Genomic DNA, 26,377 nt, shown 5'->3' on the forward strand with positions numbered 1-26,377 from the left:
GACGTCCGTACGCCGGCCCGTCAGACGGACGGACCGACGGAGTCCAGCAGGGCGAGGTCCTCGGCGCAGAGGCGCAGGGCGCCGGCCGCGACGTTGGCGGTGAGGTGGTCCGGGTTGCCGGTTCCGGGGATGGCCAGGACGTGCGGTCCGCGGTGCAGGGTCCAGGCCAGCCGGATCTCGGCGGGCCCCACCCCGTGGGCGCGGGCCACGGAGAGCACCGCCTCGTGTTCGGCGCCGCTCGCGCCCGCTTCGCGTCCCGTGCCGGCGATCGAGTAGAACGGTACGAACGCCACGCCCTGCTCGCCGCAGGTGCGCAGGAACGCGTCCTGCTCGGGCCGGGCTCCGAGCCCGTACAGGTTCTGTACGCAGACCACCGGCGCGATGGCCCGGGCTTCGGCGAGGTGTTCGGGCTGTACGTTGGAGAGGCCGAGGTGGCGGATGAGTCCCGCCTCGCGCAGCTCGGCCAGGGCGCCGAAGCGCTCGGCGATCGAATCGGTCCCGACGATGCGCAGGTTGACCACGTCGAGGTGGTCGCGGCCGAGCTGGCGCAGGTTCTCCTCGACCTGGCCGCGCAGCTGCTCCGGGGTGGCGTGCGGCAGGAACTCCCCCGACAGGGCCCGGCCGGGGCCGACCTTGGTGGTGATGACGAGGTCGTCCGGGTACGGCGCGAGGGCCTGGTTGATCAGCTCGTTGGCGGAGCGCAGCGGGGAGAAGTAGAAGGCGGCGGTGTCGATGTGGTTGACGCCGAGCTCGACGGCGCGGCGCAGGACGCCGATCGCGCGGCCGCGGTCGCTGGGGGCGGCTCCGGGGGCGAACGCCGGGCCGTTCTGGGTCAGTCGCATCGCGCCGAAGCCGATGCGGTTCACTTCGAGGTCGCCGAGTTTCCAGGTGCCGGAGGCGGCCGCGGTGATGGTCCGAGAAGTCATGCCGGAATGATCTCCGCGCAGTAGGCTCGAGGCCATTGATTCGGGCATGGGTGAATCCAAGGGGTGGTCCTCCTGGCGGAGTTGGCGTTCTCGGCGGGCGATCTGGCGCAGATGCGGTTCGCCGTCTCGCCGTTGTGGGAGGTGGTGACCAGCTTCCGGCGGCTGCTGACCGACGGCGCCCTCTCGCCCGTGTACCGGCCGTGGGCGGAGCAGGTACGGCCCCGGCTGGCGGCTGCCGGGCTGGACCGGGGCTGGCTCGCCGAGCTGGTCCCGCCCAAGGGGTACGTGCCCTACTTCCTCAACCCTGCTCCCGCCGGACCGGCCCCCGCCCTGGCGGCGGAGCTGGCCGGGGTCCTGGCCGCTCCGGCCGACCCGGTCCGCCGCAACCTCGACCACCTGCGCTACCACCAGGGCCCGCTCGGCCCCCGGGCACGGGCCCTGCACGCGGACCCGCCGGCCCGGCTGCCCCGGCTGGCGGAGGAGATCGAGGCGTACTGGGAGCTCGCGCTCGCCCCGTACTGGGCCCGGATCCGCGCGGTGCTGGAGGCCGATGTCTTCCAGCGGGCCCGGCAGGCCGCCGAGCAGGGCGCCGGCCACGTCATCAACGAGCTGCACAGCGCGGTGCAGTGGGACGACAACGCCCTGCGGCTGGTGCGCCGGACCCGGCCCCTGTCCCGGGAGACGGCGGGCCGGGGGCTGCTGCTGGTTCCCTCGGCCTTCCTCGGGCCGGGCCTGCTGACCCGCATGACGCCGCCGGATCCGCCACAGCTGGCCTATCCGGCGCGCGGGGTGGGCGCGCTGTGGGCGTCGCGGCCGCCGGCCGGGAAGGCCGAGGCCCTCGGCGCCGTGCTCGGCCGTTCGCGGACCCTGCTGCTGACGGAGCTCGAGGCGCCCGCGTCCACCACCGAGCTGGCCCGCCGTACGGGGCTCTCGGCGGCCGGGGTGTCCCGGAACCTGACCGCGCTGCGCGACGCGGGCCTGGTCAGCGCGCACCGGGCGGGCCGCTCGGTGCTGTACGCCCGCACCGCGGTCGCCGAGACCCTCCTCGACAGCCCCTAGAACGGCTTGGTGGGGAGGTACTTGCCGTCGAGGGTGATGACGGCGCGCTCGCCGCCTTCGGGGTCCGCGACCTTCTTGACGTCCAGCTTGAAGTTGATCGCGCTGATGATGCCGTCGCCGAACTGCTCGTGGACCAGGGCCTTGAGGGTGGTGCCGTACACCTGGAGCATCTCGTGGAACCGGTAGACGGTCGGGTCGGTCGGGATGCCGCCGGGGATCGAGCCCCGGGTCGGGATGGTCTGCAGGAGCAGCGCGGCCCGGGCGTCGAGGCCCAGCAGCTCGGCCACGGCCTCCGCGGAGGCGGCCGGCAGGGGGTGCTGGCCCAGCACCGCGGCGGTGACGAAGGCGACCGACAGGCCGGCCGCGTCGGCGATCTGCTGCCAGGTGAGGTCCTTGCGGATCTTGGCCTCGACGGCGGCGTTGGCCAGGGTCTGGCGGGCCGAGGGGTCGAACTGGGCGTGGATCACGGGAGGTTCCCTTTCAGGTGTGGAGTGGGCGGGGAGGGCGGATCAGGCCGCGAGGGCGGCGGACCGGCCGGTGGCGGGGTCGATCTGCTCGACCGTGCCGGTGGGGATGTCGTAGACCCAGCCGTGCAGGGTGACGGCGTCCGCGGCCAGGGCGCGGGCCACCGCGGGGTGCGTGGCGAGGTTGGCGAGTTGCTCGGCGACGTTGTTGCGGACCAGTGCCTCGACCTCGACCCGCAGTCCCCCGGTGGGCGCCGCGTGGCGCAGCCAGCCGGCTACGGCGGGCAGCTCCGCGAGGTCCTGGCCCGCGGCGAGTGCGGTCATGGCGCCGCAGGCGGAGTGTCCGCAGACCACGACGTCGCGCACGCCCAGGACGGCGAGCGCGTACTCGATGCTGGCCGTGACCCCGTCGGTGCCGCCGGTCCGGGCCCCGTCCGGCTGAGCCGGTACGAGGTTGCCGGCGGTCCGGACGACGAACAACTCGCCCGGCTCCCGCTGGGTGATCAGCTCCGGGAGGACGCGGGCGTCGGAGCAGCTGATGAAGAGCGTGTGCGGCTGGTGGGTGGTCGCCAGGCGGGCGAAGAGCTCCGCCTTGGCCGGGAAGACGTCCTGCTGAAAGTGCGCGACGCCCGCGGCGAGGTCCTGCACGGTCACTCCCTTCGGTGGTCCCTGCCTGCCCTGATCGGGCTGACGAGATCCACCCTGCATGACCTGTACCTATAGTGTCCAAGACGCAGAATTCATGATCGTTATTGTTGAGATCTATAGTGATGTCCATGCCTCTGGAACTGCGCCATCTCCGCTATCTGCTGGCCGTGGCCGAACACGGCAGCTTCACCCGCGCCGCCGAGGAGCTGCACGTCTCGCAGCCCACGCTGTCGCAGCAGATCAGGCAGCTGGAGCGGACCGTCGGGGTCCAGCTGCTGGACCGTACGGGGCGCGCCGTACGCCTGACCGACGCGGGCGCGACCTTCGTCCCGTACGCGCGCCGCGCACTCCAGGACCTGGCCGCCGCCGAGCGGGCCGTCCTGGACGTGGCGGACCTCTCCCGCGGCAGCCTGCGCCTCGCCATGACGCCGACGTTCACCGCCTACCTGCTGGGCCCGCTGGCCGCGCAACTGCATGCCCGATACCCCGGAATCACCCTGAACGTCAAGGAGATGACGCAGAGTCGGCTGGAGTCGGCGCTGCTGGACGATGCCCTCGACCTGGGGATCGCCTTCCAGGGCGCCCACCTGCCCGGCGTCGGCGCCACCGATCTGTTCACCGAGTCCCTCGGCCTGGTGGTCGGCCCCGCCCACCCGCACGCCGGGCGCACCGATCCCCTGCCGGTTTCCGAACTCGCCACGTGTCCGCTCGCGTTGCTCAGCGGGGACTTCGCGACCCGCGCCCACATCGACGCGTACTTCCACCGGCACCGCGTCGAACCGCCGATCGCGGTGGAGGCCAACTCCATCAGCGCCCTCACCGAGATCGTCCGGCGCACCGGGCTCGCCACGGTGCTCCCCGACGCCCTCACCCGCGACCACACCCCGCTGCACCCCGTCCCCCTCGCCCCCGCCCTCCCCGCGCGGACCGTGGTCCTCCTGCGCCGGGAGAGCGCGTACGAGAGCGCCGCCTCCCGTGCCTTCGCCTCGCTCGCCCGGCAGTGGGCAGGCAGCTGAAAGCCGCGGTCAGGCCGCGAACACCAGCGCCACTTCGGCGGCGTACGCCCGCAGCAGGGGTTCCAGGGCGGCCGGGTCCGCGGCGGCGCCGGGCACCAGGCGGCGGGCCTCGTCCTCGGTGGCGTGGCTCAGCAGCCAGGCACGGGCCCACACCGGGTCGGCGGACCGGTCGGCGCTGCGGATGCGCGCCTCCGCGGCGGCATAGGCGGCGCCGGGCACCCGGGCCGCGATGACGGGGAACACGTGCTGCTCCTCGGCTTCGATGTGCTCGGCCAGCAGGTCCCGCTGGTCGGCGAGGAGACCGGCCAACCGCCGGGCGTGGCGGCCGGGTTCGGCGGCGAAGCGGTCCGCGGCCGCGTCGCAGGCGGCCTGGAGCGCGTCGAGCGCCGCGTGGTCGTGGAGGAAGCGCACGATGCCGGCCACTGCGTCGGCCGCGTCGGGCACGGCGTCCAGGAGCACCGGCCACAGGATCTCGTCCTCGCCGCGGTGGTGGCCGCGTACGGCGGCGTGGTAGCGGTGCACGTACCGGGCGACGGCCTCGGCCCGCGCGGGCCCGGCCGGTTCCGCGGCCGCGGCGAGAGCGGCGAGCAGCCGGGCGAGGCGCTCGATGTCGGCCAGGATCGCGCGATGGGCGAGCCGGATGCCGGTGAGGTCCGCGGCCGCCGGGTCGTACCGCCGCGTGCGGGCGTCGTGTTCGCTGTCCATGCGCACGACTGTGCGCGCTCATCGTCTGCGTCCGGTCAACGTTCGATGAACGCCGCTCGTCCGCTGCGCCCTAGGCTCGGGGAATCCGTGCCGTCACCACCTCGGGAGAAACCGCCATGCCGCCCACCGGTCCGCAGTCCGTCGACCGCGCACTGGCGATCCTCGACGCCGTCGCCGACGCGGCCGGGCCGGTCAGCGCCAAGGCGCTGGCCCGCCGGACGGAGTGCTCCCTGTCGACCGCCTACCACCTGCTGGCCCCGCTGACCGAACGCGGGTACCTCGTCCGCACCGCGCAGGGGTACGTGCTGGGACCCCGCATTCCCGGGCTGCACCGGAGCCTCCTGCGGCAGCTGGAGCCCGCGCCCCGCATGGCCGATCTGCTGACCCGGCTGCGCCGGGCCACCGGCGCCGAGGCGTACCACACCGCCTACCGGGGCGGCCTGATCACCGTCGTCGACACCACCGCCCCGGTCACGGACGCGGCGAACCCGTTCACCCCCGGGCGGGAGACCCGGGCGCACGCCACCGCGCACGGCAAGGCACTGCTCGCCGAGCTGCCCCGGCCGCTGCGGCGGCGGTACCTGGCCGAACACGGAATGGCCCGCCTGACCGGGGCGACCATCACCAGCGCCGAGCTGCTGGAGGCGGAGCTGTCCCGGGTCCGGGGGCAGGGCTTCGCCGTGTCGATCGGCGAGGCCGATCCCGCGTACACCTGCCTGGCCGTCGCCCTGCCGCGCGGGCGCGGCGAGGAAGGCGACGCGGTGCACGCCCTGTCGGTGTCGCTTCCGACCGAGGAGTTCCGGCGGCGGCCGCAGGAGATCCGCACCGCGCTCGCGCAGGCTGCGGCGGACTGCGCCTGAGCTGCCCGGCGCGCAGGTTTTCCGACCCTGCCGGAAATACGGCGCGATGGGGATGCGGCGCCCGCGGCGGCCTGCCAGGCTGGTCGGCATGATCTTCATCGCCGTCAGGTTCGACGTCCGTCCGGAGCACAGCGACAACTGGCTCACGCTCGTCGACGACTTCACCCGGGCCACCCGCAACGAGCCCGGCAACCTCTTCTACGACTGGTCGCGCAGCGTCGACGACCCCAACAAGTACACGCTCCTGGAAGCCTTCACCGACGCCGAGGCGGGCGCCGCGCACGTCGCGTCCGACCACTTCAAGGCCGGTATGGAGACCCTCGCGGGCGCCATCGCCGGCACGCCGGAGATCATCCACGTCGAGGTGCCCGGCCAGGGCTGGAGCGCCATGGCCGAGCTGTCTCCCCGCGACTGAATCCCGCCGGCCGCTCGGCTAGGGCCTGTCTTTTGGATCAGGCCCCGCGAGCCCGACACGATCCGAAAGACCGGTCCTAAGGGGTGTCGTCTCAAAGTCCCGTCTGGCCGGCGGGGCCCGGCGCGCGCGCTCGCCGCGTTGTCGTCGGTCGACGACGCGAGCGTCGCCTCCCTCCTCCGCCTTGCGATCACACGCACCAGACCCCACCGGCCCCGCCCACACGGGCGGACGACGCTACTTTGACGACACCCCCTAGGCCTCCAGCAGCCGGGCGGCCGCCTCGCGCATCTCGACCTTGCGGATCTTCCCGGTCACGGTCATCGGGAACTCGTCCACGACGTGCACGTACCGCGGGATCTTGAAATGGGCCAGCCGTCCCTCGCAGAAGGTGCGGACGGCGGCCGCGGTCAGCGGCTGCGCCCCCTCGCGCATCCGCACCCACGCCATCAGCTCCTCCCCGTACTTGGGGTCGGGCACGCCGATGACCTGGACGTCCAGGACGTCCGGATGGGCGTGGAGGAACTCCTCGATCTCCCGCGGGTACACGTTCTCCCCGCCGCGGATCACCATGTCCTTGATGCGCCCGGTGATGCTCAGATAGCCGTCCTCGTCCATCACCGCCAGGTCGCCGGTGTGCATCCAGCGCGCCGCGTCGACCGCCTCGGCGGTGCGCTCCGGCTCGCCCCAGTAGCCGAGCATCACCGAGTAGCCGCGGGTGCAGAGCTCCCCCGGCTCGCCGCGGGCCACGGTCCGCCCCGACTGCGGATCGACCACCTTGACCTCCAGGTGCGGTCCGACGCGGCCGACGGTGGACACCCGGCGCTCGACCGAGTCGTCGGCGCGGGTCTGCGTCGACACCGGTGAGGTCTCCGTCATCCCGTAGCAGATGGACACCTCGCGCATGCCCATCCGGTCGATGACCTCCTTCATCACCTCGACCGGGCAGGGCGAGCCCGCCATGATGCCCGTGCGCAGGCTGGACAGGTCGTACCCGTCGAAGCCGGGCGCGGCCAGCTCGGCGATGAACATGGTGGGGACCCCGTACAGGGAGGTGCAGGACTCCGCCTCGACGGCGGCGAGGGTGGCCTCCGGGTCGAACGCCGGCGCCGGGATGACCATCGCCGCGCCGTGGCTGGTGCAGGCGAGGTTGCCCATGACCATGCCGAAGCAGTGGTAGAACGGCACCGGGATGCAGACGCGGTCCGCCTCGGTGTAGTGGCACAACTCGCCGACGAAGAAACCGTTGTTGAGGATGTTGTGGTGCGACAGGGTCGCCCCCTTGGGGAATCCGGTGGTCCCCGACGTGTACTGGATGTTGACCGGGTCGTCCGGGCTCAGCTCGGCCCCCGCCCGTACGAGATCGGCCGGGTCGCCCCGGCGGCCCTGTTCGAGCAGGGCCGTCCACCGCGGACCGTCCAGCAGGACCGTGAACTCCAGCTCCGGGCAGTGCGGCCCCACCTCCTCGATCATCCCGGCGTAGTCGGAGGTCTTGAAGCGCTCCGCCGCGACGAGCAGCCGGATCCCGGACTGCCGCAGGACGTACTCCAACTCGTGCGAGCGGTAGGCCGGGTTGACGGTGACGAGGATCGCGCCGATCTTCGCGGTGGCGTACTGCACCAGCGTCCACTCGGCGCGGTTCGGCGCCCAGATGCCGACCCGGTCCCCCTTCGCGATTCCCAGGTCCAGCAGGCCCAGCGCGAGGGCGTCGACGTCGGCGGCGAGCTCCGCGTACGTCCACCTGCGCCCGGCGGCGAGGTCGACGAGGGCGTCGCGGTCGGGGAACCGTCGGACGGTGCGGTCCAGGTTCTCGCCGATCGTGTCGCCCAGCAGCGGCACTTCGAAGACCCCGGATGCGTAACTCGACGACGCGGTGCTCGACGCGGCAGACACACGTACCTCCTGGACTCGGTGGCGGGGCGGGGCCCGGCGGGCCGGCGCCCCCCTCATGATCCTCTCCGTGCGGTTCCCCGGCCACCCTCGCGGCGCCGTTCCCCCGAAGGGTGTTCGCCGTTCAGTCTTCAGCGCAGGCAGCCGACGATCCTGACGGAGATCTCCGCGCTGCCGGTGAGTCCGGCCGCCGGATCGGTGGCGCTGAACACCAGCTTGTACGTTCCGTCGGGCAGCAGGGGCACGAGGAAGCGGCCCGACGCGCCCGCGCCCAGGGTCACCGGCCCGTTCGGCCCGCTGATCCGCCAGGTCGTGTACTGCGGGTCGGTGACGGGCTCGTTGCCCGGGCGGGTCCGGGCCGTCCCGGCGAACGACTCCTCGCAGCCGCGCCGCAGTTGTCCGCCGGCGCCGGGCTGCTGGATGCTCACCGCCGGGGCCTGCGGCTGCTGCCGGGTCGGCGAACTACTCTGCGACGGGGTGGTCGGCCGACTGGGGCGGCCCGTCGTCGGGGTTCCCGGGCTGTTGGGGCTGCCGGGCGTGGGAGACGTACCGGGCGAGGCGGTCGGGCTCGTCGTGGGCGAGGCGCCGGGGGTCGCGGCGGAGGCCGAGGGCGACGCGGAGCCCGTGCCGCCCGTCGCACCCGGCAGCGGGTCCAGTGCGTGCGGCAGTTCCGGCCGGGTGACGGCGGGCGGCGCGGGGGCCTTGGCGGGCTCGGTGGGCTTGGCGTCGATCGTGGCGCAGACCGCGCTGGCGACCATTTCCTGGCTTTCGGGCACCGGCGACACGCGCAGTGCCTGGTCGTCCGGGCCCCGGCCGTGCGTGTCGAAGTAGCCGTTGCCGGTGAGCGTTTCGCGGTCGCTGTGCTCGATCCAGACCGAGTTGTAGTAGTCGAGACCGGCCTTTTGCTGGTTCCGGCCGGTGACGTGCCAGGCCTTCACCTTGGCGCCCGTGGGCTCACCGGCTGCCGCCGGCGCGTGGGTCGGCGCGTACAGCCAGCCGTCGCCGAAGAAGCGCGTCGGCGCCTCCGCGGCGCCCGACTCGTTGTCGGCGGGGAACTGGAAGCCGCCGCCGACGATCAGCTTCCCCTTCGGACAGGACACGGCCGTGTCCGCGCTGCCGCCCGCGGCCACCGCCACCTTCGCGGTGGCCACGGACACGCTCTTCAGCCGGACACAGATCGGACGGACGGCGACCGCGTAGTTCGACTCCGGTGGCTGCGGGTCCTCGATCCGGGTCTGGCGCACGATGTTCTCGGACGAATGGAGCGGGAACACGCCGGTGCTCAGCCGGGTGCCCGGGTTGAGCGCGACCTTCGGCACGGGCTTGGTGACGCCTGCCCCCGCCGACCTCGTGGTCAGGCTGTCGAGCGGGGACGGCGCGACGGCGCGGCCCGACACGGTGCGGCCCGCCCGGAACTCGATGCCCACCGGGGTGAAGTCGCCGGAACACGAGGGCCAGGCGGCGGCGTGCTCGGCCGTGTCCGCGAACGGCCCGTCCGTCGTGAGGTCGTGGATGATCGCACCGCCGGTGGCGGTCACCTTGTTGCCCCGGTCGTGGAACGCGTGCGCCTGCTCGGTCCAGCCGACGCCGCCGAGGAACTCGGGTTTCGCATTGACGCACAGCGCGTACGAAGTGAGCGTGGCGGGCGCGGTGTCCGGGTTGTACGCGGCCGCCAGCCAGGCATCGCCCACGAACAGGCTGCTCGTGGCGAAGCCCGTACCCGTGATCGCGTACCCGCCGCCGAGCGCCTTCTCGTGGGCCTGGCAAGCGGCGACGGCAGACTGCTCGCCGCCCGCCGCGACCGACACCGAGACACTGCGCTCGACGACCGCCAGTTGCGGGCCACCGCTGACCGCCCACACACCGACCCCGACGGCGCCGGACACCACCAGGGCGCCCGCGGCCGCCACCGCTGCCGTCTTGGCGGTGACCGCACTGCCCAGCTTCGCGAAGACTCCAGAGCCCATCGTCGACGCCCTTCCCCCGGCCGCAGTGCGGCACTTCCCCGCAGCTGCGGGGCGTGGGCAATGTAGCGCTGCGTGCGATACAGGTCACAGAGGCGTGAAGTATCGGTTCTGCTACGGACTTCCCGGGCGGAGGCAAAGCCTCCCCCGGGTGGTGGCATCGAACCCCTGCGTCACATCAGCGACATGGCCCGTTCGGCCGTCGCTCGGGACGCCTCGACGTTGGCGACCATCCTGCGCAGCACCTTGAGCGCGGCCACGTACTCCTCGTCGCCGATGCCCTGGTGGACCACGGTGCGCAGCTCGGTCACCAACTCCCGCAGCCGGATCCTGGCGGACTCCCCGGCCCCGGTGGGTGACGACCTCCTCCCTGCTCGGCGCCGGGGGCCCGCTGTTCACCCGGTTTCGGCCGGCGCCTGGTCCGTGGGGGTATCGGTCAGCTGTTTCGTGATCACGACGCTACCCTCCGCAGCCCGGAAGGGGGTGGCACTACTGCCACCCCGGATGCGGATGACAGGGATATCGAGGGCCGGGGGTCGGCGCGGGACGATCAAGGGGACCTGCCGGACCCCAGGGGGAGTTCAGACATGCACGTGTTCAAGAAGCCTGCCCGATGGCTCGCGGCCGCCGCCTGCGGGCTGCTCGCCGCCGCCGTCCTGCCCGTCGGCCACGCGAGCGCCGAGCCCACGGGCGCGAGCGGGGTGGCTCCGGGCGGCGGGAGCCCGCGGACACCCGGCCGGTACCTGCACCAGCAGCTCGACTGGCAGCCCTGTACAGGCGGTTCGCTGGAATGCGCCTCGATGTCCGTGCCGCGGGACTGGTACCACCCGGACTCCGGACCGAGCCTGACGATCGCGGTCTCCCGGCACCGCGCGGCCGATCCGGCGAAGCGCCGGGGCGTGCTCATGATGGCGGCCGGAGGCCCCGGGGCCTCGGGGCTCCCCCGGCCGGCCCGGCTCGCCTCGTACAGCCCCAAGCTGGCGGACGCGTACGACATCGTCGGCTTCGACCAGCGCGGTGTGGGCGCGAGTACGAAGGTGGTCTGCGCGGACCAGGACGAGGTCGACGCCATGTTCGGCGGCGTCGCCGATCTGCGCGACCGGTCGGCGGCCGCCGTCCGGCAGACCTTCGACCGCGCCCGGGACTTCGTACGGGACTGCGAGCGCAACTCGGGCGGGCTGCTGCCGTACATCACCACCGATCAGGCCGTGCACGACATGGACCTGTACCGGGCGCTGCTCGGGGAGGAGAAGATCTCGTACTACGGGCCCTCGTACGCCAGCTTCCTCGGGGCGTACTACGCGACCGAGTTCCCCCGCCGCGTGGAACGGGTCGTCCTCGACAGCAACATCGACTTCACCGGGGACTGGCAGTCCTTCCTGACGGGGCAGCCGATGAGTTTCCAGCGCCGGTTCGAGCAGGACTTCCTGCCGTGGCTCGCGCAGAACGACGCCACGTACCACCAGGGGCGCACCCCCGAGGAGGTGCAGGCCTCGTACGAGCGGCTGCGGGCGGCGCTGCACGACCGGCCGCTGGACGTCGAGGGGACGGTCATCACGCCCAACCACCTGGACGCGGCGGCCACGAACGCCCTGTACACCACTGACCAGTTCGCGGACCTCGCCTCGCTCCTCGGCTTCCTGGAGCATCCGGAGCGGGCGCCGGCGGAGACGAGGAAGGCCGTCGCCGGGCGGCTGAAGCACCTGATGCGCGCCGACTTCGTCGCCGACTACTTCGCGGTCACCTGCGGCGACACCCCGTGGAACCGCGACAGCCGGTACTGGGTGCGGCAGAGCGCCGAGGCCACCCGTACCTACCCGCTGGCCGGTGCACGGGAGTTGACGTACGCGGCGGTCTGCGCGAACTGGCCGCGCTCCAAGGCTCCGCGCGTCAAGGTCACCGGCGAGGGGCTGCCGCCGGTGCTGATGCTCAACTCGAAGAACGACCCGGCGACGTACTACGAAGCCGCCGTGCGCGCCCACCGGGGGCTGGCCGGATCTCGCCTGGTCACCGTCGAGGGCGGCGACCACGGGCAGTTCCAGAACCACAACGCGTGCGTCGACGCCCACGTCGAGGGCTACCTGCTGGACGGCACCCTGCCGGCCGGCGACACCACGTGCCCGGCGGCGGCGCGGGGGTGATCCGCGCCGCCGGGGTACGGCGGCGCCGTCACTCCTCGATGGCGCCGCCGGTCCGGCGCAGGTGCCGGCGGAAGGTGTACGCGGGGTCGGCCTCGCGCAGGACCAGGTAGTCGGCGAACGCCGTCTGGCTGCGCAGGGTGTCGCCCGAGCGGATCCGGCGGGCCTGTTCGCGCTCGGTCTCCCGGATCCGGAGCGCCACGTCCAGGACCTCCTCCACCCGGTCGGCGGCGACGAACAGCACGCCGTCCGCGTCGCCGAAGACGAAGTCCCAGCCGCCCACCAGATGCGGCCCGAACCGGGCGGTGACCAGCGCCTCGGGCTCGCGTTCGTCCAGCCGTACGGGCCCGGGCGGGAGGCTTCCGTAGCTGAACACGGGCAGGCCGATCTCGGCCAGCTCGGGCGTGTCGCGGTGCAGCCCCCACACCACGAGGCCCGCCACGCCCGCCGTCTCGGCCTCGAGCACGGCGAGGTCGCCCACGCAGGCCTCGTCCGACCGTCCGCCGTTGTCGATGACCAGGACGTCGCCGGGCTCGGCGGACCCGTACGCCTCCAGGAAGACGTCGACGCTGCCGTAGTGGCGCGCCGGGAGCGCGCGTCCCGCGACCCGGTGCTCCGGCAGCACGGCGCGGATGCCGGGCGGTGCGACGCGCAGTGGCACGCCCGTACGGACGCAGGCATCGGCCACGAGCGGCGTGGACAGGTCGGTGAAGGCCTTCAGCATGCCGTCTCCCCTTCTCTCCCGGATCTCCCGGATCTCCTGCATCTCCCGAACGGACGGCTCGGGTCAGCCATCACTCCCATGGTGCCTTCCCGGCCGCCCGGGGGTGCGGCCTTCCGGGTGCGGCGTCACAGGATGTCGTGTCAGGGGATGCCGGTGTCAGGGGATGCCGGTGTCAGGGGATGCCGGTGTCAGGGGATGTCGGTGTCCGAGGGCTCTGCCTCGTAGGTGTGGGGCTCGTCGCCCTGCCATTCCACGAGCGCCGAGCCGCCGAGCACCACCTCGTCGGGATCGGGTACGCCGGCCCGGCGCAGGAACTCGATCGCGTCGGCGTCGTTGAACGCCAGGCCGAGGACCGTGTCCTCCCCGTCGGCGCGCAGGGAGACCCGGCGGCCGCCGGCCGGGGCGATCGGGTGGACGAGGATCGGCGCATGGTGCATGGGCCCAGCCTCCGCCGGGACGGGCGGGGCCGCATCCGGACGAAGCGGCCCCGCCCGCCCTCCGAACACCAGTGCTGCGACCGGAAAGGTTCACCGGGTCACGGCGCCCGGCACGGCACCTCGCCGCGTTGTCGGACCACGCAAGTACGTCCAGTACGAGACGTGCTCCTGCGCCTTGCGACGCACCGCACCGGACACCGCGACCCGGCAAACCTTCCCGGCCACAGCACTAGAGATCCGCGGTGACCGGCAGGGCGCGCAGGGCGTGGAAGCGGAACGTGCTCGCCCAGGGGAGCTCCTCCACAGGGCGGGCCGGGCGGAGCCCGGGCAGCCGGTCGAGGAGTGCGCCCAGCGCGAGCGTGATCTGCAGGCGGGCCAGCGGCGCGCCGAGGCAGTAGTGCAGCCCGTGGCCGAGCGCGAGGTGGGCCTTGTCCTCCCGGTCGATGTCGAAGCGGTCGGGGTCCGGGTAGCGGGCCGGGTCACGGTGTGCCGAGGCCAGGCAGAACAGGACCGTGTCGCCGGCCGGGATGCGGACGCCGCCGATCTCCACCGGCTCGGTCGGGAAGCGGCGGATCGCCGTCTGGCTCGGGCCCGCGTACCGCAGCAGCTCCTCGACGGCATCGGGGAGCCGGGCGGGGTCGGCGCGCAGGGCGGCGAGCTGGTCCGGGTGGGTGAGCAGCGTGAGCACCCCGCCGGAGACGACGTGCTGGACGGTCTCGCTTCCGGCCATCAGGATCAGGAAGGCGAGCGAGACCAGCTCGTCCTCGGTGAGCCGGTCCTCCTCGTCGCGCGCCGCGATCAGGCTCGACAGCATGTCGTCGCCGGGGTGGGCGCGCCGCTGCGCCACCAGGTCGACGAGGAACCGGTGGACGTGGCCGATGGCCGCCACGAGCTCCTCCTTCGAGCGCGGGGCGAGCATGGTGGCGACCCAGTCGGAGAACCGGTCCTGGTCGGCGGCGGGTACGTGCAGCAGCGCGCCGATGGTGCGCAGCGGCAGCGGCTTGGCGAACTCGGCGACCAGGTCCGCCTCGCCGGAGCGGGCGATCAGGTCGGCGAGCCGGGTGGTCAGCTCGTCGACGGAGTCCTGGATGCCGGCCCGGAGCAGCTCGACGTGCCGGGCGGTGAAGCCCTTCGACACGAGGCGGCGCAGCCGCAGGTGGTCCTCCGGGTCGATGTTGAGGAGGTTGCTGTCAAGGGCCGGCGGGAGGGAGAAGCCGCTGAATCCGGTCGTCGAATGGCGCTTGTTGACGGAGAGGCGGGGGTCGGCGAGCCCGGCCCGTACGTCCGACGCGTGGGTGACCAGCCAGACCGGGGAGCCGTCGGGCAGCGCGACGCGGTGCACCGGACCGGCGGCGCGCAGGCGCGCGTAGACGGCGTGGGGGTCGGCGGCGAACGACGCGTCGAACGGGCGCGGGAGGGGTGGCGTGGTGGTGGCTTCTTCGTTCCGGGTCATGCGCTGTGTGGTTCCTTGTCTGCTGCTGATGGGCGGGCCCGGTGACGGGGTGTGGCGTGGCCGGTGTCGCGTGGCCGGTTTCGGCGCGCTCTTTGGGTCACTCCGCCCCGATGCGGCCGCCGAGCCACTCCATTGCGGGCGGGATCTCCCGCCTCCACGTGTTGAAGCCGTGCCCGCCGTGGTCCAGGGTGATCGACGAGACGCGTGCCGGCGCCTTCACCTTCTCGATGAACTTCTGCGTCGGCTTGTAGTTCCCCTCGCCCTGCTGTGAGGTCGCCACCAGGAAGGAAGACTTGCCCTGCGGCAGGTTGTCCAGGCTCCACAGCAGGTCGGATCGTTTCTCCTCGGCGGTGTTCCCGTGGAAGAGATCGCCGGAGTCCTCGTCTATCTCCGGCTTGTAGTCCGCCGAAAGGCCCACCCCGGCCGCATAGTTCTCCGGGTGCTCCAACGCGACCTTCAGCGCGCAGTAACCCCCGGTGGAATCCCCCATGATGGCCCAGTTCGAGGGCGAGGTGCCGACGCGGTAGGCGCCGGAGATCGCCTTGGGCAGGTCCGTACCGAAGAAGGTCTCGCTGAGCGGGCCGCCCGGCACGTCGATGCACTGGGTGTTGCGGGTCGGCACCACCGAGGGCTGCATCATGACCATGATCATCGGCGGCATCTTCTTCTGCTTGGCGAGCTTCCACGCCGTCTTCGGGTAATCCAGCCCCTTCAGCAGGTTCTCCGCCATCCCCGGGAATCCGGTGAGCACGACGGCGGCCGGGAACTTCCTGTTCTCGTTCCCCTTCTGGAAGTACTCCGGCGGCAGGTACACGTACGCCTGGACGGCGGCCTTGGACCGCTCGCCCTGCACCGTGACCTTCTCGATCTCGCCGCCCACGTGCGGTGTTCCGCCTCCGGGCACGTCCGTCGGCTGCCGGCCGAGGACCCGCACCCCCGAGCCTGCGGGCGCGTCGTCCATGGAGGGCATCGGCCGTTCCATGCCGGCCAGGTCCGCCCAGGAACCGTAGAGCAGGAACGTCCGGTTGGCCGTGAGGCCGATCGAGGCGAGCAGCAGCACCTGGAGCGTCAGCACCACGCCGACCCGGCCGAACACCGGCCGCCGGCCCCTGCGGCCGAGGCGTGGCCACAGCCACACGGCGGATGCGAAGGCCAGCGCCGTGGCGAGGAGGACGACGATGAGGAGCGTGCCGCTTGTCAGACTCACGAATCAGGGGAACTCTCTGCGATGTGTCGGCACGGACCGGCCCGGTCCGGCGGCGCCGCCGGTGCGTGCGCACTGGGCTAGACAGCAACGGGAGCCGATCCGTTCCACCGTTCTCGGGGACCGGAGCCATTCAGCCAATCTGTTGACATGCGCCTGACATTTCAAGGTCCCTGTGGGACCTTCCCCGGCGTGTCTCGAAAGCTCTCTCCCCCGGCACGACGGAAACCGCCCCCGACGGCCGGGTGCACGCCGGCGAGGCCCCCCAAGGCCCCGCTTCACACCCCACGAGGACGTGGCGAAGAGGAGCGACAGGATGAAGATCTCAACATGGCCGGGCGTGACCGCCCTGGCAGCAGCAGTGCTCGTCGGCGGAGCGACGTCGGCGACGGCTCTCGGCCCCACGGCCGATCAGCGGGTCGACGGCGTCATCGTCGTCGCCGGCAACACCTGTACGTGGACCAACGCGCAGACCAGCGCCAACCCCCCGAGCGCACTGAGCGTCGACCGCACCACCATCAACAAACCGGGCGGCAACCTCGGTTGCAACGGCAGCATCACGGCAAGCCTCAACAACAATCCGGCGTTCACCTTCGACGACGCCGCCGGCGTCGCCAAGACCGACGCCATCGACATCACGGGCAAGCAGAGCTTCATATCGTGCCGTTACAAGGCCACGAACATCACCTGGAACCGTGACGGGACCACCCGCAAGTACGTCAACCAGGCCTTCACCGCGACCAAGACCTCGGGCAGCTTCCTCTGCCCCGGCTCGGTCACGACGGCTGCCGGGGACGCGTCGATGCTGTTCCACTGACCCGCAACCGCCGCAGCCCCACCCGGGGCTGCGGCACACCGGTTCGGAGGCGGGTCAGGGCCGGATCTCGAGCGTGCAGCACTTGACGCTGCCGCCGCCCCTGAGGAGTTCGGACAGGTCCATGCCGATGGGGCGGAACCCGCGCTCGCGCAGCCGCCCCGCCAGCTCCTCGGCCGCCTCGGGGAGCACCACGTTCAGGCCGTCGCTGACGGCGTTCAGCCCGAATACGGCGGCATCCTCGGCGGACACGCGCAGCGCGTCGGGGAACAGCTCCTCCAGGAGCGCGCGGCTGCCGGGTGCGAAGGCCTCCGGGTGGTACATGATCTCGTCACCGTCGAGGACGGCGAGTGCCGTGTCGAGGTGGTAGTAGCGCGGGTCGACCAGCTCCAGGCCGATGACGGGCCGGCCGAGGAACGCCTCCGCCTCCTGGTGGCCGCGCTCGTCGCTGCGGAAGCCGTGGCCGGCCAGGACGAAGCTGCCGGTGACCAGGAAGTCGCCCTCCCCCTCGTTGACGTGCTCGGGGTCGTGCAGCTCGGTGAAGCCGTTCTCGCGGAACCAGGCCAGGTACGCCGGCCCCTCGGGGATGCGCTCGGCGTTGCGGAAGCGGGCACCGAGGACGCGGCCGTCGACGACGGTGGCCCCGTTGGCGGCGTACACCATGTCCGGCAGACCAGGCACCGGGTCGATCAGCTCGACGGTGTGCCCGAGCTCGCGGTACAGCTCGCGCAGCCGCTCCCACTGGAGGACGGCGAGTTCGGCGTCGACCGGCTTCTCCGGGTCCATCCAGGGGTTGATCGCGTACACCACCTCGAAGTGGGAGGGGCGGCACATCAGGTACCGGCGCAGGCGCTGTTCGCGCGGCCGGGCGGAGGGCGTCGGGGCAGAGTTCACGGTCGCTCCCGGGCGGGGGCCACGGTGGTGGCCGAGGTGAAGGGGGTCTTCCGGCCCGAGCTTGCGGGTCCCGGACGAACGGCAGGTGAAGCCGGCACGGCCGTCGGGGGCGCAGTGAACGAGCTCCGCTCGCCGATGCCGCACAGCCGCCCCCCCCCCCGGCCGCCGGGGGGGGGGCGGAGCGTCGGGGCAGGCGGCCCCGGCGGGTCAGGACGGGCAGATGCCGCGTTCGTGGTCGACCGTGGCCGTCGCGCTGGAGTACCGCCACTGCGGGGTCAGGAGCTGGGCGTCGAGCTGGCCCGCCGCCGTGGGGCTCTCGACCACGTAGCCGAAGTCCTGGAGCCAGGACGGGTAGAGGTTCTTGGAGCCGATGTAGAAGGCCGAGCCGTCCACGGAGACCACCTTGTGGTGCTGCGCGTACGGGTGGCCGTCCGCCCACGTCGGGCTCTGCGCGCTGCGGAAGGTGGCCAGCTGGAGGTTCGAGCACATCGCGGCCTTGGCCGTGCCCTGGTCGCCGGTCAGCAGGGCGAGGCGGTCACGGAGGGTGTCGCTGATCTCCGAGAGGGACTTGATCTGCGAGTAGCCTCCGCTGCCCACGGCTCCGCGGTTGGCGGGATCGCTGACGACGATGCGGACCTTCACCCCGGCGGCCATCCGCGCGGCGAGGGCGTCGTAGACGCGGATGTCGTAGCGGGGCAGCGGCGGGCAGGTCGCGTTGACGTCCTGCTGGGAGATCTCGATGTGCCGGTTCGCGCTGGAGATCAGCGTCCGCAGGGCGCTCTCCTCCGGGTTGACCGTGTCGTAGTCGCGGTCGGCGTTGGTGTTGTCGTGCAGGCCGACGGTGCACCGGGTGTCGGGGGCGCTCGGCAGCGTGGGCCGGAAGGCCGAGGACGGATCGTTGCGCTTGATTCCGACGCCGAGGCCGCCGACCGCGATGGCCGGTACGTCGCCCGGGCCCGTCGGGGGCGTGGCCGGGGGCGTGGCCGGGGGCGTGGCCGGACGGGGCGCCGGAGCGGTGTCCTCGGCCAGCTCGGGCATGCACCCGGCGCCGTTGGACGAGGCGAACCAGACGCTGGCGATGTTGCTCTTGTTCCGGCAGGTCCAGGACCACAGCTCGTCCAGGTAGCGGCCTGCGGACGCGGCGGCGGGCCCGCGCAGGGCGAGGTCGACGTCGGCGACCGGATGGGCGGTCTCCAGGTAGTCGCCCTTCCAGCTGTTGATGCCTCCGGTGATCACGGACCGGCCGTCGACCACGAGGAGCTTGGAGTGGTTCCACGAGAACGCCGTCTTCGAGGTCGTCATCGAGGCGATGTTCAGGTCGATGCCGCGGGCGTCCGCGCCGAGTCTGGCGACGAGCTCGTCACGGTACTTCGAGGGCACCACGTTGAGGTGGTAGAGCGGCGCGGCGCCGACCAGGACGCGCACCTTGAGCTTGTTCCCGCGCGCGGCCGAGGACTTGAGGCCCGCGACGATCGCGTCCTGGAAGGCGCCGTCGGGTAACGGTGCGAGAGTCGATATGTCGATGGTCTGCGTCGCCTGGGAGATGTTCTCCGTGATCTTCGAGAGGAGCCGCTCGGTTCCCGGCCGTGCGGCGCAGGTGTCGTCGCCCCAGCAGCCGGGGGTCTGCAGCAGCCAGTCGGCAGCGCCGGGAGTCGAGGCGTCGAGGGTGTTGCCGCCGGTGCGTTCCCACACCCGGCCTTCGAGGCCGGGGGAAACCTGGCGGAGCGTCTGCTCCACCGCGTCGAGGTGGGGCGCCGGGGTGGCGGCGGCGCCGGAGCCGGTCGCCGCGGCGGCCGAGGCCGGGACGGCGGTGAACAGGGCCAACAGGACTGCCGACACCGCTGCGCGGGTGGCGGGAGCGGACGGACGGGGGAGGGAATGGCGGTGCAATGTGACTTCCTTGCAGGAGGGATCGCCGTCGCCGCGTGGGGCGACCGGCCAGATCAACTCGCGGAAGTTACCACCGGGTCGGAAGGGCCCGGAATTCCCGCTCATCGGATTCGGCCACATCGCCACGGCAGGCCGCCGGGGCGCGCGGCAGGACGCGCAGCCGCCTCACGACCGGCTCGCAACCGTCTCGCAACCGACTCACAGCCGGGCCGAACTGGCCGGATTGGACAAGCGGTCGATGGAACGACCACGATGATGCGCACTAGATCGCGGCCGCTCAGGGGGGCAAAACCGCCCACATGGTGATGTTCCTCCGATCGTTGCGCTACGTCCCCGTTTCCGACACCGGAGAGTTTTCGCCATGAGCTTCGGCGACCCGAACAACCCGTACGGCCAGCAGCCCCCGCAGGGTCAGCCCGGCTACCCGCAGCAGGCCCCCCAGGGCGTGCCGCCGCAGTACGGCTACCCGCAGCAGCCTCCGCAGGGCGTCCCCCCGCAGTACGGCTACCCGCAGCAGCAGACCCCGCCGCCTTACGGCGCGTACCCGCCGCCCGGGATGCCGGGCATGCCGGGTTCCGGCATGCCGCCGCTCGCCCACTGGGGCCAGCGCTTCGGCGCGTACCTGCTCGACCTGCTGATCATCGCGGGTCCGATGTACGCGCTGGGGTTCATCGACCTCGCCAGCGCGGAAAACTCGGCCACGGCCGAACCCGGCATCTTCTTCACGATCGGCGTGCTGTACGCGATCGGCATGGCCGTCTTCCAGCTGTACAAGGAGGGCGCCACCGGCCAGACGATCGGCAAGAAGGTCCTCGGCATCAGCGTGCGCCGGGAGGCCGACGGCAACACGCTCGGCTTCGGCATGGCGTTCGTCCGCAAGCTGGCCCACGCCCTCGACAGCCTCGCCTGCTACGTCGGCTGGCTGTGGCCGCTGTGGGACGAGAAGAAGCAGACCTTCGCCGACAAGGTGTGCAACACCGTCGTCATCACGGTCCCCAAGGGCTGAGGCCGCCCCTCTCCCCTCCTCCCACCCGGCAGCGGAGCTCCTCCGCTGCCGGGTGGGCGCGTCCACGGCACCTGCGCCATGCCGAACTGATGGCCTGTCCAGCCGAGTTGACGCACCAGGCGGCCGTCCGCGACCTCGATGTCGTCGAGACGCGCCCTTCCGAGGCCGAGAAGGTCGAGAAGGTCGAGACCGCCGTGGCGGCGACCGGGGTGTTCCAGCCGACCCGCTACGAAGCCGCCGTCAGGGCCGCCCGCAGCCTCCGGGCCTGCGTGGCCAGTTGCGAGGAGCCGGTCCGCGCAGCCGCCTCGGCCAGCCCCGCCGGGGCGGGACCGTGCGCACCGCAGCGCTCCACACAGTCCGCGGCCACCGCCAGCAGCTCGCCCGTGCCCCGCGCGGCGGCCCCGCCCGCCAGCAGCGGCGGCAGCGCCTCCGCGAGCACCGTCCAGGTCGTGGCGTACGCGCCGGTGGCGGCGGCCGCGCGGGCCGCCTCCGCCAGCCGGCTGGGCTTCACCGTGCCCAGACCGAGCAGTTCGGCCAGATCCCGCCCGACCCTCGGGGCGTCCAGCTCGCCGCGGGCCGCGAGGAGCAGCAGCGCGTCCACCGCCGCGCGGCGGTCCTCGGCATGGCCCGCACCGAGACCGGTGGCCACCGCCAGGTGCAGGGCGGGGCCCGCCGGTCCGCCCAGCTCCGCCAGCCGAGGCAGCGGCGCTCCCGCACCGCGCTCCCTGGCCGTGGCGCCCGCGGTCACCTCGGGCAGCAGCCAGGCCGCCTGCGTCTCGCGGTCCTCGGGCAGGACGGCCTGCTGGACGAGGCCGCCCTCGCACGCGCGGGAGCAGCTGCGGACCGGCTCGGCCAGCGCCAGGGCCAGCCTGCGGAACGCCGCCGGGAACTCCTGCCGGACGACGCACCGTTCCCGGGTCTCGAGCACGATCTGCCGGGGCGCCGCCGGGGGCCGGTCCCACCAGAGGTGGCCGGCCTGCGGGTCCGGCGTCGTGGCCGGGACGGTCACGCGGCGCAGCACCGCGGGCGGTTCGCCCGCACCCGTGAGCCAGGCCGCCAGGCGCTCGCCCTCGGGGGTGCCGAGCGCGGCTGCCGCGGGCGCGGCCCCGGGCTCGCGTCGTACGCGCAGCAGCGCCTGGGCGAAGTCGGCCGGGGCGGGCTCCGCGCCGAGCCGCCGGTACGCGGTGAGCCGTACGACGAGCTCCTCGGGCTCCACGGACCCGGTCTCCCAGGTGGGGGTGGCGAGCAGGAACGGCAACGGGTCGGTGAGGACGCGGTACGCGGCCTCCGCCACCCGCGAGGCGGTGACGGCGCTCAGCGCCGCGTGGACGCAGTCCGGCCGGCAGCCGTCGCCGCGCAGGGCCCGCTCCGGTCGCAGGTCGTACGCACGGACCCGGCCGAGCACCGCGGCCGCCATCAGCTCCAGCCCGGACAGCCGCTCCGGATCCACCGGCCGGACGCCGTCGGGATGCCACCGGCGGCCGCCGAGGGCCGCGCGCAGGGCTTCGGCCAGGGCGGCACGGTCGTGGTGGGCGTGCCGGACGAGGCCGTCGAGCCCGGACTCGAACACGGCGGTGTTCTGCTCCCCGCACGTGACGGAGGCCGCCACCAGGTCGACGGTGCCGGCGAGCGTGAGGGGTTCGGAGGTGAGGCGGCGGCGTACCGGCGCCGGGGGCAGGATCTCCTCGTACGCCGGCTCCGCGCAGCTGCCGCCCGCGGACCCGAGCAGCTCCGCGGCGGCGCGCCGGTGGGCGGGGCTCAACGCATCGGCGTGGAGGGCGAGTTCCCGGCGCAGCTCCCGGTCGCCGGGCCGCAGGTGCCGGACGAGCAGCCCGAGGGCGCGCTCCTGCAGGGCGGTGTCCTCGTGCCCGAAGGCGCCGGTGACGGTGGGCAGCAGTGCGTGCCGGGAGGCCGGGTCGCGTCGTAAGGCCTGTCCCAGGAGCACCAGTTGGGCGCGTACGAGCTTCTTCTCCGGTCTGCGGAGCACGGCGCGTGACATCTGCGCGAGCTGCTGCGCCGGCAGCTCGCCCGCCTCGGACAGCCGGGCGAGCACCTGCTGGGCGTGTCCGGCGAGTGGCGACGGTCCGTCGGCGGCCATCGCGATCCAGTCGGCCGTCCGCTCCCGTTCCTCGGCCGGGGTGAGTTCGAGGCGTTCCAGCATGGCGAGGAAGAACTTCAGCTGGTTCTGCCGGCCGCCGCGCAGCAGGCGGGCGACGCAGCCGTCGACCAGGACGCGGCGCTCGACGATCCCCTCCTGCGCGAGCGCGGCCAGCTCGGACGGCCAGTGGTTCGGGGCCGTCGGATCGCTGCACCAGTGGAGCGCCTCGGGGGATTCGGCCGTCACGAAGAGCTGGGGCACCAGCTCGCGTGCGTACGGGTCCTGGCGCAGGACGATCGACAGGGGGCTGTGCGTGGAGCGGGCGCGGTCCATCGTGAAGATGGACCGGACCCAGCCGTGCACGAACGCGTCGGTGGTGGGGACGCGACAGTCGGCGATCTTGACCAGCTCCCGGATCAGCGGATAGTCCGCCTCGGCGGTCGCGGGGCGGTCGGCGAGGCGGTGGGCCAGGTCGCCGAGCCAGCCGGGGTCGCGGTCGGCGAGCAGGTCGAGCAGGTCGGGCAGCAGCCCGCCGGGTAACCCCTGCCCGTCGCGCAGATCGGACGCACCGATCCAGGAGGCCGCCGCGGCCGCGCCCGTGTGGCAGCCGACGCCCGCGACGAGCAGGCCGGAGCGGATGCGGTCGCGCTCCTGCCAGTGGTTCCAGTCCCAGCCGCGTATCTCGCGGCGCAGATCGGCGAGTCGGGCGAGCAGCTCCCGGCGCTCGGGGGGCGTGAGCGGCTCGAGGAGGCCGGGGATCAGGTCGGTGCGGCCTTCCCGGACCACCTCGAGTATCGGGTTCATCTGGCTCATCGGGCTCCTCCGGTGACGGGTCCTGGGGTGGCGGCTGCGCTGCCTCACGCTGCGCCGTGCGCGGCTCTGCGCCGTGCGGACGGCCGTGGCGTGTGGGCGTACTTGTGTGCCTGCTGGTGGGCGTGCGTGCTCGTGAGCGTGCACGGGCCTCGCCGGCCACGGTAATCCGGCCCGCCCGCGGCAGGTGCCCGCCCAGGCCCCCGGCTGGCCGATTCCCGGTGCCGGCGTCGGTGGCGTCCGGGGCCGTGGCGGCCACGCCGACGGCCCGGCGTCGGCTGGTACCTGCGGCACGTCGCCCACGTTCGCGCGCGCCGTCGCGGACGCGCTGCCGCCCGCGGAGGCACGGACCTGAGGCTTCCGGTCCGCCGGAATCGACAGGGAGCGGACCCTCCTGATCCAGGAGGGTCCGCTCCGGGGAAGCGAGGTGGGAAGGGCTACCGCTTGTGCCCGTGCTGCACGTCCAGGCACAGCGCCCAGACGTCGGAGTAACTGCCCGGGGAGGGCGAACCCCCGCTGTGGGTCGCTGCCGTCCAGTGCGTCGGGTCGGAGCTCCCGTCGCCGGCCGGGGTGCCGGCAGCGTCGCCGGGGAAGCTGCCGTTGAGGTGGGGGCCGCCCGAAGTCGCCTTGCTGAATTCGGTCGTGGTCACGTTGCCTCCGCTGATGGCGGCGCCCCCGCTGACCAGCTGCCCGTCCTCGCGGGAGCAGCCGGCCGTCGCCGTCTGTCCCGTGGAGGCCGTGTTCGGGCCGCTCACCTCACTGAAGCGGACCGTCGTCGAGACGTGCTTGAGGTCGATGTCGTCCCCGCTGCAGATCGCGTAGGCGTAGGTCATGTTGTCCGCGCCGCGTCCGCCGCCGATGCCGCCGACCGCCGTCCAGGAGTCGGGGTTGCGCTCACCGTCGCCCGCGGCGATCGAGCCGAAGTGGTGCCCGGCGTCGTTGAAGGTGGGGAAGCTCGCGATCGGCTTGAGGCTGCCGACGCCGGCCGGGGTGGTACGGGCTCCGCCGCCGATCAGGACCGTGTTGGCCGGGCAGGTCGCCGTGACGAGCTTGGACGAGAGCCCGCTGGTGGGCCCGGAGGCCTTGTTCATGACCACCTGGGTGTGCCTGATCAGGTTGCTGTGGAGGCAGATCACGTAGGGCGTGGTGGAGAATGCCTCGCTGCTGCGGCTCCCGCTTCCGCCGAACGCCATCCAGTGCGTGGCGTCGCCGCCGACGATCCCGGGCGCGTCTGTGTACTCGGTGGCGCCGTCGGCACTGGGCACCATGCCCATCACGTGGTTGCCGTTGGCCATCTCGTCGGTGCCGATGCCCTGGTCGACCCCGCCGCCGGAGACGAGGCCGTCGGAGCAGTCCGCGTGCGAGGAGACCCCGGTGAAGGGGGTCGCGGGGCCCATGGTGGCCCCGGGGGTGGCGACGGTGACGTCGACGGTCTTGGCGTACGCGGCTCCCGGCACCGCCACGGTCAGCAGGGCGGCCAGGGTCAGGGCCTTGCCCGTGGCGGAGGACCGCCGGAGTGTCGTGCTCATCGGATTCTCTCTCTCGTTCCCTCGTACGTGGACGGTTGTCCGCAACCGCTGCTTCAGACGCCGTCGTCGGCGCACAGCGCCCACGCGTCGGTGTGGGTGCCGGGCGAGGACTGTCCTCCGGTGTGGGCGGCGGCCGTCCAGGACGCCGCCGTGGTGGTCCCGTCGCCGACCGGGCTGCCGCCGGAGGTGCTGGGGAAGCTTCCGTTGAGGTGGTCACCGCCCGAAGCCGGACCGGTGAAGTCGGTGGTCGTCACGCTGCCTCCGCTGATCGCCGCGCCCCCGCTGACCAGAGTCCCGTCACCGCCGCCGCAGCTCACGGTCGCCGTCTGGCCGGTGCTGCCGGAGGTCGGGCCGCTCACCTCGGCGTAGCGGACCTTCACCGTGGCGCCGGTGACGTTGATGCCGCTTCCACTGCATATCGCGTAGGCGTAGGTGAAGTTGGCGCTGTCGGAGCCGCCGGACCAGCCGACGGCCGTCCAGGAGTCGGGGTCGGTCTCCCCGTCCGCCGCGGCCTTCGCGCCGAAGCTGTGGGCGGAGTTGTTGAAGGTGGGGAAGCTCGCGATCGGCTTGAAGTTGCCCGTGTTGCCCGGGGTGGTCCGGGCGCCTCCGCCGAGCAGGCGGGTGTTGGCCGGGCAGGTCGCCGTGACGAGGCCCGTCGTCGCCCCGGTGGTGGGCGCGTTGACCTTGTTCATGACGACCTGGGTGTGGTTGATCAGGCTGCTGGTGAGGCACATCGCGTAGGGGGTGCTGGAGAAGGAGGCGTTCACCTGGCCCCCGCTTCCGCCGATGCCGAGCCAGTGCGTCACGTCGGTGCCGACGACACCGGTGGTGCCGGTGTACTCGGTGGTGCCGTCGGAGCTGGGCGAAGTGCCGTTGACGTGGTTGCCGTTCACGCCCGCGCCGGTGCCGACGGCCTGGTTGATCCCGCCACCGGAGACGAGGCCGCCGGAACAGTCCGCGTGGGTCGACGTCTCGGAGTTGGAGGCGGCGGGTCCGCTGGTGGCACCCGGGGTCTTCACGGTCACGCTCACGGTGTTGGCGTGGGCGGTTCCCGGCACCGCCAGGGCCAGTACGGCACCCAGGAGCACCGTCCTGCCCGCGACTGAGCGGCGTATGCGTGCTGTGTTCATGTGGATCTCCCCATCTGGTGAGCGATGAGCGACAAGTGACGGGCGACAGGCGATGGGCGTCGAGAGCGGCAGGCGCAGTACGGAGCGGTGTCCGGGAGCGGAGCACGGGCGTCATCGGTGCGGAATTGCCACGGCATCACAACGGCTGCGTGCCTCGCGGATGTACGCCGCTCAAGGGGTCAGCCAGGGGTTCGGGCTTGCCATTCGCCACCCTGTCCCGAGTAGCGCATGCGGACTCTAACGGCCTCTCACCGCTGCATCTACCCAGGCATTTTGCAATTTCTGGCAGCAGATACGGAAACACCA

Annotated in this window: 22 protein-coding genes and 1 pseudogene; 7 read left to right on the forward strand and 16 right to left on the reverse strand. The window is 72.8% G+C overall.

The annotated features are described in order from the left end of the window. Positions 1–20 precede the first annotated feature (20 nt). Complete coding sequence (locus ACZ49B_RS10285; RefSeq protein WP_468302906.1) at positions 21–926, reverse strand: aldo/keto reductase; 906 nt, start codon at positions 924–926, stop codon at positions 21–23. Positions 927–1,037: 111 nt separating this feature from the next. On the opposite strand from ACZ49B_RS10285, the gene ACZ49B_RS10290 reads away from it, so the two are divergent. Next, a complete protein-coding gene (locus ACZ49B_RS10290) occupies positions 1,038–1,985 on the forward strand; it encodes an ArsR/SmtB family transcription factor (RefSeq protein ID WP_468303387.1) in 948 nt (315 codons plus the stop codon). On the opposite strand, the gene cynS is transcribed toward ACZ49B_RS10290, so the two are convergent. Next, positions 1,982–2,452 carry a cyanase gene (gene cynS, locus ACZ49B_RS10295; protein ID WP_468302908.1) on the reverse strand — a complete coding sequence of 157 codons (471 nt, stop codon included), beginning with the start codon at positions 2,450–2,452 and terminating at the stop codon, positions 1,982–1,984. The genes ACZ49B_RS10290 and cynS overlap by 4 nt on opposite strands. Positions 2,453–2,494: 42 nt before the next feature. Beyond that, positions 2,495–3,097, reverse strand: coding sequence for a carbonic anhydrase (locus tag ACZ49B_RS10300; protein ID WP_468302911.1), 603 nt, complete (start codon positions 3,095–3,097; stop codon positions 2,495–2,497). Between the two features lie 128 nt (positions 3,098–3,225). Here ACZ49B_RS10300 and cynR point away from each other — a divergent pair, with 128 nt between their 5' ends. Next, positions 3,226–4,113: a transcriptional regulator CynR gene (gene cynR, locus ACZ49B_RS10305; RefSeq protein ID WP_468302914.1), complete on the forward strand. Its 888-nt coding sequence runs from the start codon at positions 3,226–3,228 to the stop codon at positions 4,111–4,113. 9 nt (positions 4,114–4,122) lie between these two features. On the opposite strand, the gene ACZ49B_RS10310 is transcribed toward cynR, so the two are convergent. Next, complete coding sequence (locus ACZ49B_RS10310) at positions 4,123–4,818, reverse strand: hemerythrin domain-containing protein (protein WP_468302917.1); 696 nt, start codon at positions 4,816–4,818, stop codon at positions 4,123–4,125. A gap of 116 nt (positions 4,819–4,934) precedes the next feature. Between ACZ49B_RS10310 and ACZ49B_RS10315 the strand changes: the two genes are divergently transcribed. Both ACZ49B_RS10315 and ACZ49B_RS10320 read left to right on the forward strand, forming a co-directional pair. Next, positions 4,935–5,678 carry an IclR family transcriptional regulator gene (locus tag ACZ49B_RS10315; protein WP_468302919.1) on the forward strand — a complete coding sequence of 248 codons (744 nt, stop codon included), beginning with the start codon at positions 4,935–4,937 and terminating at the stop codon, positions 5,676–5,678. Positions 5,679–5,766: 88 nt separating this feature from the next. Further along, positions 5,767–6,093 (forward strand): putative quinol monooxygenase, encoded by a 327-nt coding sequence (locus tag ACZ49B_RS10320; RefSeq protein ID WP_053787641.1) that lies wholly within the window; start codon positions 5,767–5,769, stop codon positions 6,091–6,093. Between the two features lie 252 nt (positions 6,094–6,345). On the opposite strand, the gene ACZ49B_RS10325 is transcribed toward ACZ49B_RS10320, so the two are convergent. The 3 genes and pseudogenes from ACZ49B_RS10325 to ACZ49B_RS10335 form a co-directional block, all read right to left on the reverse strand. Then, the gene (locus ACZ49B_RS10325; protein ID WP_468302922.1) at positions 6,346–8,040 is read right to left on the reverse strand and encodes an AMP-binding protein; all 1,695 of its coding nucleotides are present in this window, start codon (positions 8,038–8,040) and stop codon (positions 6,346–6,348) included. Between the two features lie 71 nt (positions 8,041–8,111). Continuing rightward, complete coding sequence (locus tag ACZ49B_RS10330; protein WP_468302925.1) at positions 8,112–9,947, reverse strand: hypothetical protein; 1,836 nt, start codon at positions 9,945–9,947, stop codon at positions 8,112–8,114. A 170-nt stretch (positions 9,948–10,117) separates the two neighbouring features. After that, positions 10,118–10,300: pseudogene (locus ACZ49B_RS10335) on the reverse strand (hypothetical protein); the annotation flags it as partial. 231 nt (positions 10,301–10,531) lie between these two features. On the opposite strand from ACZ49B_RS10335, the gene ACZ49B_RS10340 reads away from it, so the two are divergent. Next, complete coding sequence (locus ACZ49B_RS10340) at positions 10,532–12,085, forward strand: alpha/beta hydrolase (RefSeq protein ID WP_468302928.1); 1,554 nt, start codon at positions 10,532–10,534, stop codon at positions 12,083–12,085. 28 nt (positions 12,086–12,113) lie between these two features. Here the strand turns inward: ACZ49B_RS10340 and ACZ49B_RS10345 are convergent, their stop codons facing one another. The 4 genes from ACZ49B_RS10345 to ACZ49B_RS10360 all read right to left on the reverse strand — a co-directional run bounded on the left by ACZ49B_RS10345 (position 12,114) and on the right by ACZ49B_RS10360 (position 15,903). Beyond that, positions 12,114–12,806: an RraA family protein gene (locus ACZ49B_RS10345; protein WP_468302932.1), complete on the reverse strand. Its 693-nt coding sequence runs from the start codon at positions 12,804–12,806 to the stop codon at positions 12,114–12,116. A 188-nt stretch (positions 12,807–12,994) separates the two neighbouring features. Then, positions 12,995–13,243, reverse strand: coding sequence for a hypothetical protein (locus ACZ49B_RS10350; protein WP_468302935.1), 249 nt, complete (start codon positions 13,241–13,243; stop codon positions 12,995–12,997). A 229-nt stretch (positions 13,244–13,472) separates the two neighbouring features. Beyond that, positions 13,473–14,696, reverse strand: a complete 1,224-nt coding sequence (locus tag ACZ49B_RS10355) for a cytochrome P450 family protein (protein WP_468302938.1) — start codon at positions 14,694–14,696, stop codon at positions 13,473–13,475. Between the two features lie 97 nt (positions 14,697–14,793). Next, complete coding sequence (locus ACZ49B_RS10360; RefSeq protein WP_468302941.1) at positions 14,794–15,903, reverse strand: alpha/beta hydrolase; 1,110 nt, start codon at positions 15,901–15,903, stop codon at positions 14,794–14,796. A gap of 313 nt (positions 15,904–16,216) precedes the next feature. Here ACZ49B_RS10360 and ACZ49B_RS10365 point away from each other — a divergent pair, with 313 nt between their 5' ends. Further along, on the forward strand, positions 16,217–16,717 hold the full coding sequence (locus ACZ49B_RS10365; protein WP_468302944.1) for a hypothetical protein: 501 nt from the start codon (positions 16,217–16,219) through the stop codon (positions 16,715–16,717). A 54-nt stretch (positions 16,718–16,771) separates the two neighbouring features. On the opposite strand, the gene ddaH is transcribed toward ACZ49B_RS10365, so the two are convergent. Further along, a complete protein-coding gene (gene ddaH, locus ACZ49B_RS10370; protein WP_468302947.1) occupies positions 16,772–17,608 on the reverse strand; it encodes a dimethylargininase in 837 nt (278 codons plus the stop codon). Positions 17,609–17,815: 207 nt separating this feature from the next. Continuing rightward, a complete protein-coding gene (locus tag ACZ49B_RS10375; protein WP_468302949.1) occupies positions 17,816–19,498 on the reverse strand; it encodes a phospholipase D-like domain-containing protein in 1,683 nt (560 codons plus the stop codon). Positions 19,499–19,859: 361 nt separating this feature from the next. Here ACZ49B_RS10375 and ACZ49B_RS10380 point away from each other — a divergent pair, with 361 nt between their 5' ends. After that, positions 19,860–20,504: an RDD family protein gene (locus ACZ49B_RS10380; RefSeq protein ID WP_468302953.1), complete on the forward strand. Its 645-nt coding sequence runs from the start codon at positions 19,860–19,862 to the stop codon at positions 20,502–20,504. A gap of 226 nt (positions 20,505–20,730) precedes the next feature. On the opposite strand, the gene ACZ49B_RS10385 is transcribed toward ACZ49B_RS10380, so the two are convergent. The 3 genes from ACZ49B_RS10385 to ACZ49B_RS10395 all read right to left on the reverse strand — a co-directional run bounded on the left by ACZ49B_RS10385 (position 20,731) and on the right by ACZ49B_RS10395 (position 26,071). Beyond that, the gene (locus tag ACZ49B_RS10385) at positions 20,731–23,415 is read right to left on the reverse strand and encodes a DUF7824 domain-containing protein (RefSeq protein WP_468302956.1); all 2,685 of its coding nucleotides are present in this window, start codon (positions 23,413–23,415) and stop codon (positions 20,731–20,733) included. A 434-nt stretch (positions 23,416–23,849) separates the two neighbouring features. Continuing rightward, on the reverse strand, positions 23,850–24,941 hold the full coding sequence (locus ACZ49B_RS10390) for a hypothetical protein (RefSeq protein ID WP_468302959.1): 1,092 nt from the start codon (positions 24,939–24,941) through the stop codon (positions 23,850–23,852). Between the two features lie 53 nt (positions 24,942–24,994). Then, complete coding sequence (locus tag ACZ49B_RS10395; RefSeq protein ID WP_468302962.1) at positions 24,995–26,071, reverse strand: hypothetical protein; 1,077 nt, start codon at positions 26,069–26,071, stop codon at positions 24,995–24,997. Positions 26,072–26,377 lie beyond the last annotated feature (306 nt).

This window comes from Streptomyces sp. NPDC031132, from assembly GCF_055570595.1.

Coding starts and splice junctions, on each gene's coding strand:
- ACZ49B_RS10290 (WP_468303387.1), top strand. CDS start 1,038: ATGCGGTTCGCCGTCTCGCCGTTGTGGGAGGTGGTGACCAGCTTCCGG.
- ACZ49B_RS10390 (WP_468302959.1), bottom strand. CDS start 24,941: ATGAGCACGACACTCCGGCGGTCCTCCGCCACGGGCAAGGCCCTGACC.
- ACZ49B_RS10385 (WP_468302956.1), bottom strand. CDS start 23,415: ATGAGCCAGATGAACCCGATACTCGAGGTGGTCCGGGAAGGCCGCACC.
- ACZ49B_RS10340 (WP_468302928.1), top strand. CDS start 10,532: ATGCACGTGTTCAAGAAGCCTGCCCGATGGCTCGCGGCCGCCGCCTGC.
- ACZ49B_RS10380 (WP_468302953.1), top strand. CDS start 19,860: ATGAGCTTCGGCGACCCGAACAACCCGTACGGCCAGCAGCCCCCGCAG.
- ACZ49B_RS10355 (WP_468302938.1), bottom strand. CDS start 14,696: ATGACCCGGAACGAAGAAGCCACCACCACGCCACCCCTCCCGCGCCCG.
- ACZ49B_RS10345 (WP_468302932.1), bottom strand. CDS start 12,806: ATGCTGAAGGCCTTCACCGACCTGTCCACGCCGCTCGTGGCCGATGCC.
- ACZ49B_RS10325 (WP_468302922.1), bottom strand. CDS start 8,040: ATGAGGGGGGCGCCGGCCCGCCGGGCCCCGCCCCGCCACCGAGTCCAG.
- cynR (WP_468302914.1), top strand. CDS start 3,226: ATGCCTCTGGAACTGCGCCATCTCCGCTATCTGCTGGCCGTGGCCGAA.
- ACZ49B_RS10315 (WP_468302919.1), top strand. CDS start 4,935: ATGCCGCCCACCGGTCCGCAGTCCGTCGACCGCGCACTGGCGATCCTC.
- ACZ49B_RS10285 (WP_468302906.1), bottom strand. CDS start 926: ATGACTTCTCGGACCATCACCGCGGCCGCCTCCGGCACCTGGAAACTC.
- ACZ49B_RS10365 (WP_468302944.1), top strand. CDS start 16,217: ATGAAGATCTCAACATGGCCGGGCGTGACCGCCCTGGCAGCAGCAGTG.
- ACZ49B_RS10320 (WP_053787641.1), top strand. CDS start 5,767: ATGATCTTCATCGCCGTCAGGTTCGACGTCCGTCCGGAGCACAGCGAC.
- ACZ49B_RS10310 (WP_468302917.1), bottom strand. CDS start 4,818: ATGGACAGCGAACACGACGCCCGCACGCGGCGGTACGACCCGGCGGCC.
- ACZ49B_RS10330 (WP_468302925.1), bottom strand. CDS start 9,947: ATGGGCTCTGGAGTCTTCGCGAAGCTGGGCAGTGCGGTCACCGCCAAG.
- ACZ49B_RS10395 (WP_468302962.1), bottom strand. CDS start 26,071: ATGAACACAGCACGCATACGCCGCTCAGTCGCGGGCAGGACGGTGCTC.
- ACZ49B_RS10350 (WP_468302935.1), bottom strand. CDS start 13,243: ATGCACCATGCGCCGATCCTCGTCCACCCGATCGCCCCGGCCGGCGGC.